The 13,575-nt window shown below is 61.0% G+C and carries 11 protein-coding genes and 2 pseudogenes; 6 read left to right on the top strand and 7 right to left on the bottom strand.

Annotated elements, in window-relative coordinates; translation table 11 throughout:
• Positions 1 to 138 precede the first annotated feature (138 nt).
• Positions 139 to 891 carry a LuxR C-terminal-related transcriptional regulator gene (locus EJ077_RS21195; protein WP_208695988.1) on the top strand — a complete coding sequence of 251 codons (753 nt, stop codon included), beginning with the start codon at positions 139 to 141 and terminating at the stop codon, positions 889 to 891.
• A 430-nt stretch (positions 892 to 1,321) separates the two neighbouring features.
• On the opposite strand, the gene EJ077_RS21190 is transcribed toward EJ077_RS21195, so the two are convergent.
• On the bottom strand, positions 1,322 to 2,152 hold the full coding sequence (locus EJ077_RS21190) for a hypothetical protein (RefSeq protein ID WP_245458486.1): 831 nt from the start codon (positions 2,150 to 2,152) through the stop codon (positions 1,322 to 1,324).
• A gap of 261 nt (positions 2,153 to 2,413) precedes the next feature.
• Between EJ077_RS21190 and EJ077_RS21185 the strand changes: the two genes are divergently transcribed.
• Positions 2,414 to 3,145 carry a glycosyltransferase family 25 protein gene (locus tag EJ077_RS21185; RefSeq protein ID WP_189343601.1) on the top strand — a complete coding sequence of 244 codons (732 nt, stop codon included), beginning with the start codon at positions 2,414 to 2,416 and terminating at the stop codon, positions 3,143 to 3,145.
• 54 nt (positions 3,146 to 3,199) lie between these two features.
• Here the strand turns inward: EJ077_RS21185 and EJ077_RS21180 are convergent, their stop codons facing one another.
• Complete coding sequence (locus EJ077_RS21180; RefSeq protein ID WP_208695986.1) at positions 3,200 to 4,276, bottom strand: glycosyltransferase; 1,077 nt, start codon at positions 4,274 to 4,276, stop codon at positions 3,200 to 3,202.
• Between the two features lie 85 nt (positions 4,277 to 4,361).
• Positions 4,362 to 6,359, bottom strand: coding sequence for a glycosyltransferase (locus tag EJ077_RS21175; protein WP_210212126.1), 1,998 nt, complete (start codon positions 6,357 to 6,359; stop codon positions 4,362 to 4,364).
• Positions 6,360 to 6,463: 104 nt separating this feature from the next.
• Here EJ077_RS21175 and EJ077_RS21170 point away from each other — a divergent pair, with 104 nt between their 5' ends.
• The gene (locus tag EJ077_RS21170; protein ID WP_208695984.1) at positions 6,464 to 6,808 is read left to right on the top strand and encodes a hypothetical protein; all 345 of its coding nucleotides are present in this window, start codon (positions 6,464 to 6,466) and stop codon (positions 6,806 to 6,808) included.
• Between the two features lie 143 nt (positions 6,809 to 6,951).
• Here EJ077_RS21170 and EJ077_RS21165 read toward each other — a convergent pair whose 3' ends face one another.
• On the bottom strand, positions 6,952 to 8,127 hold the full coding sequence (locus tag EJ077_RS21165; RefSeq protein ID WP_208695982.1) for a glycosyltransferase: 1,176 nt from the start codon (positions 8,125 to 8,127) through the stop codon (positions 6,952 to 6,954).
• Between the two features lie 1,034 nt (positions 8,128 to 9,161).
• Between EJ077_RS21165 and EJ077_RS21160 the strand changes: the two genes are divergently transcribed.
• Positions 9,162 to 9,476, top strand: a complete 315-nt coding sequence (locus EJ077_RS21160; RefSeq protein WP_127280955.1) for a hypothetical protein — start codon at positions 9,162 to 9,164, stop codon at positions 9,474 to 9,476.
• 15 nt (positions 9,477 to 9,491) lie between these two features.
• Here EJ077_RS21160 and EJ077_RS21155 read toward each other — a convergent pair whose 3' ends face one another.
• Positions 9,492 to 9,737, bottom strand: a complete 246-nt coding sequence (locus EJ077_RS21155) for a hypothetical protein (protein ID WP_208695980.1) — start codon at positions 9,735 to 9,737, stop codon at positions 9,492 to 9,494.
• Between EJ077_RS21155 and EJ077_RS32265 the strand changes: the two are divergent.
• A pseudogene (locus EJ077_RS32265) lies at positions 9,624 to 9,950 on the top strand (DUF4347 domain-containing protein); the annotation flags it as partial. The gene EJ077_RS21155 and the pseudogene EJ077_RS32265 sit on opposite strands and share 114 nt — an antisense overlap.
• A 461-nt stretch (positions 9,951 to 10,411) precedes the next feature.
• Here the strand turns inward: EJ077_RS32265 and EJ077_RS32865 are convergent.
• Positions 10,412 to 11,131: a DUF4573 domain-containing protein gene (locus EJ077_RS32865; protein ID WP_416859555.1), complete on the bottom strand. Its 720-nt coding sequence runs from the start codon at positions 11,129 to 11,131 to the stop codon at positions 10,412 to 10,414.
• A gap of 859 nt (positions 11,132 to 11,990) precedes the next feature.
• Positions 11,991 to 12,851: pseudogene (locus EJ077_RS32860) on the bottom strand (DUF4573 domain-containing protein); the annotation flags it as partial.
• Between the two features lie 382 nt (positions 12,852 to 13,233).
• Here EJ077_RS32860 and EJ077_RS32615 point away from each other — a divergent pair.
• Complete coding sequence (locus EJ077_RS32615; RefSeq protein WP_208695977.1) at positions 13,234 to 13,413, top strand: hypothetical protein; 180 nt, start codon at positions 13,234 to 13,236, stop codon at positions 13,411 to 13,413.
• Positions 13,414 to 13,575: the final 162 nt, after the last annotated feature.

Below are 13,575 nucleotides of genomic sequence, written 5' to 3'. Positions count from 1 at the left end.
GTCTGTTCCGCGTTGGTGTGCAGGCAGTCTGACACACGGTGAACGAGCGTATTGTTCATGCCTTCGACAAGCTTTGCGAGGTAGCCATGACAAGAAGGGAGAAAGCAAAGTCGACGGCGGAGAGGAGTAAGTAAGGCGATGGGACAAACTTCCGATTTTTGGAACGATGCAACAAGACCGTTACACAATGGACATCTGCCGGACGCGAATGGTCTTGGCAGGTCCGATCTCGACGAAGGACGTCCAAGCGAAGGCTTGGTCATGATTGTCGACAAGCGAGCGCTTGAGCGTGAATGCCTTGCGCGCGGCCTTATCGAACACAATCCCACCTTGCGCGTTAGCGCGGTAGGATCGCTTGACGAAATCCAGCACATTGCCGGGGACGAGGAGCCATCCGCTTTCCTCGTAATTCTTGGCGCCAGGAAGGTCACGGACCAGAATGTTCGGGCGGAACTTGCGCACTTAATTTCCGAGTTTGGCACCGTACCCGTAATCGTCGTGGTGGATTCCGATGAGCCGGGGGAGGTTCTCGCGGCTCTCGAATGCGGCGCCCGAGGCTATATTCCCACAAGCGTGACGGTGAAGGTCGCTGCCGAGGCCATTGGTCTTGCTCGTGCCGGAGGGATTTTTGTGCCCGCCAGCTGCGTGCTGGCGCTGCGAGAGATCATCCACTCGACCGCAAACGGTGTCCGTCCGCTCTCCGGCATGTTCACCGCACGCGAAGCTGCGGTTGTGGAGGCGCTCAGGACAGGCAAGGCGAACAAGATAATTGCCTACGAGCTCAACCTGTGCGAGAGCACCGTCAAAGTCCACATCCGAAATATCATGAAAAAGCTCAAGGCTACGAACCGCACCGAGGCAGCGTATAAGCTGAGACAAATGCTGCTTTGAAGGCTGCCTCGGATCGGTCTTTGCCTGGCCGGCTCTGGCAATACAACTGCTGGATGGCTAAACGGCGGGCTAGCAGTTCGCCGTTCTGATCTAACCGAAGCTCGATCGCCCCGTTCGACCCTTTTCGCGCGACAGCCACTCTCGGCGGGTTTCGGGCGCGTTCTCGTCCCGCGCGACCAGGGAAACACAAGCCAGTATGCGCCATGAATCGCTGCTGGATTTTAGAGATGAAACTCAGTGCGTCGGTTGTCGCTTGGCGCCCACAGCGAAACCGCGTCCAGAAAAGCGCCGCATACGTTCGCGGTCCACCCTAAGTAAATTTGGCTTGGACTACGCCGAGCTAGATATACTGGAAAGGCGCCGGCGAGCTTTGGCGGTTGCAATCCGCACCGATGGAGCAGTCTCGGGCCGGATGCTCTTGCACCCACTCTCACTTGACCCGTTGCACGAACAAATCCTGCAAGCGGAGGGGTAGTTGCGGCGAGGCTTGCAGTTCTCTACAGCTCTGTTCCCATCGTTGAAGATATTCGGCGATGGGAATACCGGTTCGACCGGGCCAGCGGTTTAGTGCGCCGAGCGCTTCGATGCAGCCGGGCGCGCGGTCGTATTCGGTGAGGATAGTCGCTGACATTGCTTGGGCGAATGGATTGAGGCCTGGGATTTCGATTTCGCTGCGATGATCGGCGAACCAGGCCGCCGCGTCGCGAGTGAGCCCCTGGCCATCGGCGAGCGCGGTGTAACCTCGGACGATGTTGTCGCGATACTCGGCAATGGCATCACCGAAAGCGTTGTCGCCAGGGAACGGAGGATTCTCCTTCCAGTCTTTCGCCAGGCTTCCCAGGCCACGCAGCGAAAACGCTTCAACCGTCGCTTCCTCGAGCCACTGGCATGGTGGCGCCGGCTTGGCGTCCGCCTGCCAGCTGTTGGCCATGACGTGTCCGAGCTCGTGCCCGAACTGATAGGCAAGCTTCGACCAATCGCGCTCGCCGATGTCGACGATGATCCACGCCATGCTGGTGCCGTCTGGATGCAGCCACACGGCCGGTTGCCCGGAAGTGTGCTCGTCGACACGAAGTCGCGTAGGCTGGCGATCGGAGAGCAGTCGTAGGCCATCCAGGCAGGCGTGCCGCATACGCTCGACGACCTGATCTGCCGCACCTGGAAGCATGCGGCCCCAGTCGCCTGCGAGTTCGATGGGGGCCGAAAGAAGGGTGACAGAGGGCTCAGTTGGGAGGGGCGGCATGGCTGAGTTGATCTCCAATCTGGGCCAAAGCCCTCCTGTTGCAGCCGCCGATCCTGCCACAACGACGACGCCAACCGCCAACTCTCGCCGCGTCATAAACTCTCCTGTTGGCAGAACAAATCATCCAGGCTAGCGCCTGTCATCCGGGACATCTCGTCAGCTATCACCAAACCGGCTAGACTTGAAACTGTCTTCAAATGGCGGCCTTGCTGCGAACTGCCTCAGGCGATGGAAGGGTACGACTGAGCGAACCGTCGATTTCAAAACAGGTCCAAAAGCATGATAGATGAAATTCATGTCATCAATCTCGATCGCAGTATCGGGCGCCTAGATATATTTCGTAAGTTAAACTCGCATCTTTGCAACACTCGGAGGTTCTCCGGGATTGACGGTAAGTCAGTTGATCGCGATCGGCTGGTCAGGGACAAGGTCATCGCTCCGAATCTAGATTATGCAGCCGGCAGTTTGGGCTGCGCTATTTCGCACGTGACGCTGTGGAGAGAAGCAGTCGCACGCCATAAAGTGATAACGGTTGCCGAAGACGACGCGATCATCTCGCATCAATTCGAACGACATACCAAGGCGCTCTTGTCAAAGGTCGGAGCCGATTGGGATTTTATCCTGTGGAGCGCAAGCCTGCGATGCTACGCCTGGTTGAATGCCCTTCCGGGCGGAACTGGTGCTAGGTTGGAGTTTTTTTCTGGCGACGTCATGACGCATGTTGCGGATTTCCAAGAGGCGAAAATCGAACCCGCTCTGCTCCGCGCGCATTATCTGCTGGGGACAGTCTGCTATTCCATCTCGCCTCGCGGCGCGCGTGCACTGTTGGATTGGTGTCTTCCGATACGACCAATGATCGTAGATTTTGCCGGTTTTGGACTGAGGCTAAACAATGCAGGAATTGATTGTCTGATGAACGGGGTGATGCCGTCACTCAAGGCGTATGTGTGCTTGCCGCCGCTCGCGATAAGTGACGAACGGCCCGAAGAATCGGTGCGGATAAACACGTGAGGAGCTTGCGCTCAGCCTAGCCGCGGCGTCTTCGCCGAGCGGTGATTTGACGTCTCATGCCCGGTCCTCTTCCCGCAGCCGAATGAAGAAATTCAGATTGTTCGAAAGACGCTCATTGGTTGGATCAAGCTCAAGCGCTTTCCTGCCCCACTCGACGGCATGGTCCATCGCATTCAGGTGCCATGATGCGATGGCGCCCAGGTCAAACAGCCGAAATCCCCAGCAGTTCGGATCGTCCAGATAGCTTCCGGTGCGGTGCGTCTTCTCGATGCCGTTGGTGCAAGCCCAAAACAGATTCAACCAGTCCGCTTTGCCGTGGAACTCTTCTGCCAGATCGGCCCAGATCTCACGGCGGTGCGGCGCTTCCATCCGCGCCTTGTCCAGCCAGGACAAGCTCTGTTTCGGGCGCATGCGCGCGATATAACGCATGGCCTCAGCCCGTTCTTCGCCCCACGTGCTTGTCGGTAAGGCAAGGTAGTTCTCAAGCAACTGGACGGCTCGATCGTGCTGGTTGGCCCACATCAGGTCCCGCCCGAGCCAGAAGCAGATCTGTGCGTCCGCTGGATCTTCCTTATGTGCAATCTCCATCAGCGGCAGGTAAGTGCTCCTTGTTGGCTTGGTGAGGTCTTGCACCTCGAACATGACGATGTCGGTGCTGGTCGCCGTCACTTCCCTTTCTCCGGTGAAGACGAGGGCCTCATGGACTGGTCGCTTGAATCGATAGCCCCAGCGATGGTGAAAATTCTTCGCCGGCCAACTTCGCAACGGTGCCGGATCATCAACACTGGATCTATAGATCGTCTGGCAGTAGAGGGCTGTCGTTTCGGCGTTCCAGGCCGCCTCCAACTTCGGGCGCCAGCCCGGTTCGAGAAACCGGTCCATGTCCATGGTGCAACACACATCGACGTCGGCAGGGATAAGAGCCATGGCGGCGTTGCGGGCGTCGTCAAAGCGCCACGGACGGATCGCTATCGGGTGCACAGTGACGCCGGCCGCGGTCAGCCGTCCTACCGTGTCATCGGTGCTGCCCGTATCGGCCACTATCCGGTAGTCCGCATCGACGGCCGAGTTGGCCCAACGTTCGGCGTTCCCGGCCTCATTCAATGCGATGGTGTAGACCGCAACTTTCAACGAAGCGCTCCGCGATCAGGCATATCGGGCGTCTATTCTGCGCGCATCAACGCGGACCGAGCCCGCCCGGAATGACCTGTGGGGCTCAACGCACAAGGCCAATCCCTCCGCGCTTGCGGATCGCGACCAAGCCGCCGAGCAGATTTGCCCGGTTCAGCTCATAGTGGCTGTCGAAGAACAGGATCTCGGCGATTTGACCGGCAAGCGCACTCACTCCCAACGGATCGGCCGAGCGGGCACTGCCGTGCCGCTGAATCTCGCGCAGCAGGTTCTTCGTGAGTGCAATCTTGCCGGTCTCCTCGTCCGGCGGCTGCCAGTCGAGGTCTTCGATGAAATACCAGCCGCCCTCGGCGAGCAGCGGGAAGAACTCGCGAAGCGTGAGTTGTTCGTCGAACGAAGCATGGCTGCCGTCGTCGATGATCACGTCGAGCGAGCCTGGTTCGAGTTTCGTGGCGACCCTGTGTAGATCGTCCAGCTTGGACTGGTCGCAGATGAACGATTTGAACCTTTCGTTGTTGAACTCGGAAAAATCCGTCGAGTCGACGCCGAACACTTGGCAGAAGGGAAAAAAGCTCTGCCAAAGCGAGACTGATGGGGTCTCGGTTTGGTCGTCCGCCAACACGCGACACAGACCGATCTCCATAAGCCTCCGCAAGGAAAACCGCCGGCCTGACAGCAGGCGATCGTAGACCCTGGCATAGGCATGACGATTGCCGGTATGCCGGTTCTTGTCGGTATTGAAACGGTCAGCGAGGTTCGTGAGCGAGGGGAAACTGTGCAGGGGGTCGATCAGCAGTGCGTTAAGCGGGGCTCCTTCACCGTCCGAGCGAGCTTCGTTGCGTGCCGTCCAAAGATGGATTCCAAAGACGCGCTCATCATTAAGATAGTCGGCCAACTGGGAAAGCGGCTTGTCGAACTCGCTTATCTCGGTCCAATCAATCGGATTAAAGAGCATCGGCCCAAACACCCATTCGCGCAATTCGGCGCCTGCATCCGACGCAACGTAATCGGACAGCAACCTCGGACCGATCTCGCCGAATCCCTTTCCGGTGTCACCGAAGAACCGCTCGATCGACATTTCGTAGAGCACTCTTAGGTGGTGGCTATAAGCTTCAGCATAGATCACGTTGCCACAGATGAAGTGACCTTGGTGCCCGCCGCGCCATTGCAGATTGAAAAAATAACTGCCACGGAACGGGAATGGTCTCAGCATGACCACGTCGCAGTCCATCCACAATCCGCCATGCTCGTAAAGCACAGCGTACCTAAAGGCGTCGCTGAAATACCTGATCTCGGAGCCGGCAACAATTCGATCGAACAAGGCGCGCGGCATCACGTCGTCCGCAGTTCGGACCTCCACGCCGAGCGGGACCAGGAATTCAAGCTTGTTCGGCGAATAGGTCCAGACCCTCACGGGATGGCCGGCCGCGCGCATCGATGTGGTGGCGGCAATCAACGTTCGATGCTCTGCATTGTCGGACAGCACCTCGTAGAAGCAGTGGATCTGCGGCAACGCGGCATCCCCTGTGCGCAAGTGAGACGCGATGCGGGCATCGAAGGCTCGCGATAGCGCGCATCGCTCTTGCGGCGAATCCGCCAAACGAAGGAACGGCGCCAGCTCGAGAAGAATTTCTTCAGTTCCTTTCGCTTCGCTCGAGGCACCGCTGCTTGCCGGTTGAGAAAGGCCGCCGTCAGGCGGGCCTGGATTGCCATTCTCGCGCCTCACAGGCTGATGGTCCGTTTCCAGCTTCTTCCGCACAGCGGGTCGTTCGTTGGCGCCGGCCGCCGAATGCATGGCCAGTGAGTTCCAGTAAGCCTCGCCCGGTAACAAGTTGCCTGTGGCCTGTAGCAGTAGGCGTACCTCCGATGCATCAACAAGGCCAATCCACGACTCGCTGTCTCCGACGCCATAGGAAATCAGCAGCTGTTCCTCATTCGGGTGCCATGTGAGGCCGGCTGCAAATTCGCTCCCCTTGTCGTTAAAGAAGAAGGGTCGGCTGACCTTCCCCAGGCGAGCTGCGTCGTCGAACCAGACGAAGCGATGCTGGTAGATTGGCCGAACTTCGTTCGGCCGCGTGCGCACCTCATGAACGAGTGCCAGCCACCCGCCGTCGAATACAATCGCCTGCGTGGCCCCCTGAATTGTTCGCTACACAGAGCAGACGCGGCCTCCGAGACCGTTTGCCCTTGATCGTCGACAATGCGGACGGGGTCGCCCGCACAAAAGAACTGCAGCTGCTCACTATCGGCATCGATGCCAGCCGGCTTGACGAGGGGCATCCAGCTGGTGTCGAGCAGCTTCGTACCCAGGGGGTGGAGCACACGCCAATCGGTCATTTGGTATGGCCCAGGTCGGCGATCGTCGATACGCGCAATAACGGGTTCGCACCAGCTATCTGCCGTCAACGCGCGCGAGCATGCGACAGTCCACAGTTGTTCGCGCCAAGCAAACACGCGAATGGCGTCGAAGCCTGGTTCTGCTCTGTCGGCGGCTTCTGCCAGGTCGGCGGGCGCCAGTATCTCCGTGGCTGACTGAACGACGAGATCGGCATCCAGGTGAACGAGGAAATTGCGCGTTTGGCTCGGCGCCTCTTCGGGCGTGTCAGGCCGGCCATCTTCCTTCAGCGTGCAGTTAATGGTCGGCTGAACCAGGACGATCCGGGCACCCAATCGCGTTACTGACGGACTGCTTGGCCGGTGGCCGTCGGGGGGGTGAAGCCGATAGGGCGCGCGCTGAACGACGGCATCGTTGTCTTGGCGGGCTGCAGATAAAAGAGCAGGTTGGATCGCGCCAACTCCCTGGGTCCATCGCCGACGCTACGGTCCAGCGCTAACCAGTTGCACGTCGCGAAACCGCGATCCTTGCGCACCGGGTCGCGCGCATAATTCGCCGCGATCGCATACTCTTCGCGCAAGCCTGTCGTGTAGACGAAATCCTCAAGGAACAGGATGTCTTCCTCCGGCCGCTTGATCGCCAGCCCCGCTTCGGAGAACAACACGCTGGCGTCGTTCATCCCCTTCTCTCGGTAAAACCGGGCCAGGTCATAAAGTGGCTCGGCGCGTTGCGGCCGTTGATTGAAGGCGGCAAGCGCCTGTTGAACAAAACCGGCCTCATCGCCGAGTTTGCGCAAGCAGCGCGCCTCCTGCAGGCGGGCGTTCCACGCCTCCTCGTCCCAACCGCCCATCGCGGCACGCTTGGCGTAGGCCACCGCCGCCTCCGCCGTTCGCCCAGCGTCGCGGTAGGACTGTGCCAGGTAGAACCAGTAGCGCTGATTTTCCGGATTCTTATCAAGGGCCTCCAGCAGAAGCCTGGCATCACGCTCGAACTTGTCCGCTCGGTTCGACCCGCTGGCGTGGTCCTTGTACCAGGCGCCCCACAGTTCCCGCACGCCACCAGGCACGTCGAGATATTCGTGGGTCACGCCATGATAGCGTGCACCGGCGTCGCGCCTGGCAAGACGTGTATTCCAATAGGCGAGGCCGGAATCCGAGCGCTGGAGCAGCCGGTAACCCGGGCCGTCGAGCCCATCTAGGAAGCCTGTATCCTCGACCATCAGCTCCATGTCGGCATCGTCGAACAGCAGATAGTCATAGGCGAGCGGCGAGGCATAGGCGTGATCGAGCGCGGCGTTGCGCGCCTGCTCGAAATTGTGGAACGGGAACTCATGCAATTCGCCAGGCAGGTTGTGGACGGCAAAGAACGCCTTGATGAAATCCTGGGTTCCGTCGTTCGAGCCGGTGTCGCCGATGACCCAACAGTCGATGTGGTCGACAACCGCCCCGAGACAGCGTTGAAGGTTCGCCATCTCGTTCTTGACGATCATGTTGAGGCAGAGGCGCTTACCGCTCATATGCTGACTATCGACCCCCATGGCTGCGGGCTGAAGCGGTTACATTTGTGCCATGGTGCCATCGGGGACAGCGATCCGATACACATCATCCCTGCCTCGGCCATCTGGATGCTACCTCAGCGTGGTCCATTGTTAGCCAGCACCTCCCGCCGCAGCAAGCGTCTCGCGGTCACCTTGATCGCGGCTTTGCGAATTGCCCTGTAGGCTCGATCGCTACGCAGACACCCCCGCCGCGATATCAAGGGTTCGTCGCTGCCGAAGGTGGCGTATCTTAAGTCCCGGATTTTTCGGTGGATTTCGGCGTAATGCCCGCCATCTCGATGTTTGCCAAAGGTAGTAAGTCATGGTTGGGCGTTTAATAAATTGCAAACAGGTTATTTACAAACTGCTAATTTTATATTTTACTAATATCTTATGTATGGGAGGGTCTCCGTGGACCGGCAGTAGGCCTGTCGGTTCGCGCTGTCTGCGAAGCCAGGAGAGTATCTGGAGCAATCCCACTTCGTGCGTGAGGGCGCAGAAAGTGTTTGGCGTGCAAGGAAGACGTCGTAGGGACTTGAATTAGGCCCGCGTTTTCCCAACCGGATGGTCCCTCGCAAGTAGTCGATTCCCTCGTGTGTTGGGAGTTGGCTGTGGTTGGTGTGATACCAAGTGCGAAACTATGCGTACGCGACGCAGGTTTCTGCTTCAATCAATCCCTCAACTATCTGCACCTGGCCGCCAGCAAAGATTGCGTGGCGCTTGATGAGTGTTGCTTGGCGCCCTTTGGACCGCGGCGCGCAGCGAGTTCCACACCCACCTCAGTGAAGACAAGTGGACGGCGTTCGATCGGACGGCACGAAGAGGTCGTCAAGCCTTGTGCGCGCGTCTGGTCGCTCGTGCGGCGCCCGTCGGTTTACGGATCTGGCACGCAGCTCGAGCAGCGGCAGAAGCTGCGACCGCCCTTAGCGAGCGCGGGCGCTCGGCAGCGATAGAAGCCTAGGCACGAAACAAGACACACAGCGGCGTTGCCGCCGCCGACCGAGGAGGAAATGATGAGCTACATAGCAGGGTTTGCCGTCATGGAAGTTGCTGTTAGAGGCGTTTTGCCCATCGGCGACACGCCCGAAAATGTGGCTTATTTTATCCTTGACACGGCCAAGAGCGCCGTCGTCGGTCAGGTCATTCTTCCCAAGGCCGTCAAGCGAAGCCTCGCCGTCGCTGTCACCGTCAAGGTTCCGGCCGCGGCCGGTTCATTTGCGATTGGCACGTTTGATGATGGCGGGAATTTCCAGGCCTGCAGCTTCCTCCGGGTAGAGAGCCCCGCTGTCGAACATCCCGACGGCGCCATCGGGCCGTCCGGAAGATGAGGCCCCTCAAGTCGCTTATCCCGAGCCGTCGCCGGCGAGGCCGGTGGGCGGTTTCCGTTTGAACTGAGTTCGAAGCCAAGGGAGCCAGTCATGGCCCGTGCCTCTGAAATTCTTTTTGTCGATACCTCGGTCTCCGACCTGCAGACGGTGGTCGGCAACGTGCGCCCCGAAGTTCAAGCGATTGTGCTCGACGACCGCTCGCCGGCGGCGCAGCAGATCGCTGCGGCGCTCGCAGAGCACGAAGGGCTCGATGCGATCCATGTTATGGCGCATGGCGCGCCTGGCCGCGTTTGCTTCACAAGCGGAGAATGGTCGGCCAGCACACTGAAGGAAGATGCTGAGGATCTTGCCGCAATCGGCAGGGCGCTTGCCGCGGACGGCGAACTGCGACTGTGGAGCTGCGAGACGGCTTTAGGGAATGCTGGCGAGACCTTCGTTACGGCGCTGGAACAAGCCGTCGGCGCGGACGTCCGCGCATCGAGATCGCTGGTTGGAGCAGCCGAGCTAGGTGGCTCTTGGGAGATGTCGGAACACGCGAACAAACCCCTGCCGCCCCTGACCCAGGATGGGATGGTGTATTATGGAGGAGTTTTTACCGCAGGTGATTTGACGCTGACTGGATTAATAGATGGCTCGGGAAAAAGCATAAACACGTTTTACCTAGTAGATACGAAGAACACTCCTGCGGCATCTGACGATCTCATAGTAGGAAGTTTTGTTCTTCCGGCTACTCCGGACGTTGCATCACATTTTTCCATAACTGTTACTGTTCCAGATATAACTCATACTTATCTTGTCTACGATTCAGGCTTTCGCTTGTACGGTACGCTAACTGCTGTCGCAGACATTGACCCCGTGATGGCAGGCGACCAACCTGGTTTCAGTTTCACGACCACGCCCATCAATGCCGTTGGCGGATCCAGCAACAATGGCGATCATTTTGATGGGGGCAACATAAACGTAGCAAGTGCCGGCACTCCAGGCCCGACAGGCCCAACAGGCGCGACCGGCGCGACCGGCGCGACAGGAGCAACGGGCGCGACAGGAGCCACAGGTGCGACGGGCGCTACTGGTGCGACAGGCGCTTCGGGTGCGACTGGCTCGACAGGTGCTTCTGGCGGGACCGGTGCAACGGGCGCCACGGGTGCCACGGGAGCTTCAGGTGGGACGGGCGCGACTGGTGCGACTGGCTCGACCGGTGCCACCGGCTCGACCGGTGCGACAGGCTCGACTGGCTCGACCGGAGCGACAGGTTCGACCGGTGCGACAGGCTCGACCGGCTCGACCGGAGCGACAGGTTCGACTGGTGCGACCGGCTCTACCGGCGCAACTGGTGCGACCGGCTCGACCGGTGCCACCGGCTCGACCGGAACGACAGGCTCTACCGGAGCGACAGGTTCGACTGGTGCAACCGGCTCGACCGGAGCAACGGGTGATACCGGCTCGACTGGCTCGACAGGTGCAACTGGCTCGACCGGTTCGACCGGAGCGACAGGTTCGACTGGTGCAACCGGCTCGACCGGAGCAACGGGTGATACCGGCTCGACTGGCTCGACAGGTGCAACTGGCTCGACCGGTTCGACTGGAGCGACAGGTTCGACTGGTGCAACGGGCTCGACTGGAGCAACCGGCTCGACCGGAGCGACCGGCTCCACAGGAGCAACTGGCTCGACTGGAGCAACAGGCTCGACTGGAGCAACAGGTGATACCGGTGCAACTGGCTCGACCGGAGCAACTGGCTCGACAGGTGCGACTGGCTCGACAGGTGCCACCGGCTCGACCGGCGCAACAGGCTCGACTGGAGCCGGAACAGGTGACCGGACTCGACGGCCGGCTCGACCGGGCAACAGGCTCGACGGGCAACGGCTCGACGACGGCTGCACGGCTCGACCGGGCACGGCCAACCGGTGCGACAGGCTCGACCGGAGCCACCGGCTCGACCGGAGCAACTGGTGCAACGGCTCGACCGGAGCAACCGGTGCGACGGCTCGACCGGAGCACTGGTGCGACTGGCTCGACCGGAGCACCGGCTCGACCGGGACAACGGCGACTGGCTCGACCGGAGACGGTGCGACGGCTCGACCGGAGCACTGGGCTCGACCGGAGCCACCGGCTCGACCGGGCAACAGGCGCGACTGGCTCGACCGGTGCAACGGGCTCGACCGGAGCAACCGGTGCGACTGGTGCACCGGTGCGACCGGCTCGACCGGATCCACAGGCTCGACCGGGCAACGGCGCGACTGGTTCGACCGGAGCGACCGGAGCAACCGGTGCGACAGGCTCGACCGGAGCCACCGGCTCGACCGGCGCGACTGGCTCGACCGGTGCAACCGGCTCGACTGGAGCAACCGGTGCGACCGGCTCGACCGGAGCCACCGGCTCGACTGGCTCGACAGGTGCAACTGGCTCGACCGGTTCGACTGGTGCAACCGGCTCGACTGGTGCAACGGGCTCGACCGGAGCAACGGGCTCGACCGGCGCGACTGGCTCGACCGGTGCAACGGGCTCGACCGGAGCAACTGGCTCGACCGGTTCGACTGGTGCAACGGGCTCGACCGGAGCAACGGGCTCGACCGGCGCGACTGGCTCGACCGGTGCAACGGGCTCGACCGGAGCAACTGGCTCGACCGGTTCGACTGGTGCAACCGGCTCGACCGGAGCAACCGGCTCGACCGGAGCAACCGGCTCGACTGGAGCGACTGGTTCGACTGGTGCAACCGGTTCGACTGGTGCAACCGGCTCGACTGGAGCGACAGGTTCGACTGGTGCAACCGGCTCGACCGGAGCAACTGGCTCGACAGGTGCGACCGGAGCCACCGGCTCGACTGGAGCAACGGGCTCGACCGGAGCAACCGGTGCGACCGGCTCGACGGGAGCCACAGGCTCGACCGGGGCAACAGGCTCGACCGGCGCGACTGGTTCGACCGGTGCAACCGGCTCGACTGGCGCGACTGGCTCGACCGGTGCAACGGGCTCGACCGGAGCAACCGGTGCGACCGGCTCGACGGGAGCCACAGGCTCGACCGGGGCAACAGGCTCGACCGGCGCGACTGGTTCGACCGGTGCAACCGGCTCGACTGGCGCGACTGGCTCGACCGGTGCAACGGGCTCGACCGGAGCAACCGGTGCGACCGGCTCGACGGGAGCCACAGGCTCGACCGGGGCAACAGGCTCGACCGGCGCGACTGGTTCGACCGGTGCAACCGGCTCGACTGGTGCAACGGGCTCGACAGGTGCGACTGGCTCGACAGGTTCGACTGGTGCAACCGGCTCGACCGGAGCAACTGGCTCGACCGGTTCGACTGGTGCAACCGGCTCGACTGGTGCAACGGGCTCGACCGGAGCAACTGGCGCGACGGGCTCGACTGGAGCCACCGGCTCGACTGGTGCGACTGGCTCGACAGGTTCGACTGGTGCAACCGGCTCGACAGGTTCGACTGGTGCAACCGGCTCGACTGGAGCAACCGGAGCGACTGGCTCAGCCGGTTCGACGGGTGCGACCGGAGCGACCGGCCCGGGCGGTGAGACTGGTGACCACCACCATGGCAATAACGGCTTTGGCAATGGCGATCAGGATGCACCTGGTAATTCCGGGAACCATAACAATGCCGAAAACGGCCCTGGCCACAAAGCCACCATCTCGGCCAATACGCTCGGACTGAAGGACTCGACGCAGTTCCTGCAATCCAACTCTACCGACAGTAGTGCCGTCAGCCATGCGTCGTTCCGCCAGCTTGTCGGCCTGGCAGCCAGCTCCGTGACGACCGACCTCCTGAATGTCCTCAACACGATCAGGGGATTTGGTCAGAACCAGAACAAGCCGTTGGGTGCGAGTAACGACCTGATTTCGGACAAGACCAAGCAAGGTGCCGGCTACGCCAACACCGACGACACAGTGAAGAAGGCTCTGAAGGATATTCTGAAGCCGCATGAGTGAGCAGGAATGGTGACCGGACAGACCACAAAAGAGACCGGTCCAAGGGTAAGAAATGGTCGCGCGGGCTTTGCGAGAGAGCAAAGCCTGCGCGTTCACCGTTTCCGAATGGGCAAGGTACGGTCTGCCCTGGGCACGACTGAACTTTGGCCTGCGTGCCGGAAG

The sequence above is a fragment of the Mesorhizobium sp. M8A.F.Ca.ET.057.01.1.1 genome, assembly GCF_003952565.1.
Lineage (GTDB): Bacteria > Pseudomonadota > Alphaproteobacteria > Rhizobiales > Rhizobiaceae > Mesorhizobium.
Note: the sequence above shows the minus strand (reverse complement) of the source record. Positions and strands in the feature narration are given on the sequence as shown.

Excerpts from the sequence above, each read along its gene's own strand:
- EJ077_RS21165 (WP_208695982.1), bottom strand. The coding sequence starts at position 8,127 with ATGAGCGGTAAGCGCCTCTGCCTCAACATGATCGTCAAGAACGAGATG.
- EJ077_RS21195 (WP_208695988.1), top strand. The coding sequence starts at position 139 with ATGGGACAAACTTCCGATTTTTGGAACGATGCAACAAGACCGTTACAC.
- EJ077_RS21185 (WP_189343601.1), top strand. The coding sequence starts at position 2,414 with ATGATAGATGAAATTCATGTCATCAATCTCGATCGCAGTATCGGGCGC.
- EJ077_RS21155 (WP_208695980.1), bottom strand. The coding sequence starts at position 9,737 with ATGGATCGCATCGAGCCCTTCGTGCTCTGCGAGCGCCGCAGCGATCTG.
- EJ077_RS21160 (WP_127280955.1), top strand. The coding sequence starts at position 9,162 with ATGAGCTACATAGCAGGGTTTGCCGTCATGGAAGTTGCTGTTAGAGGC.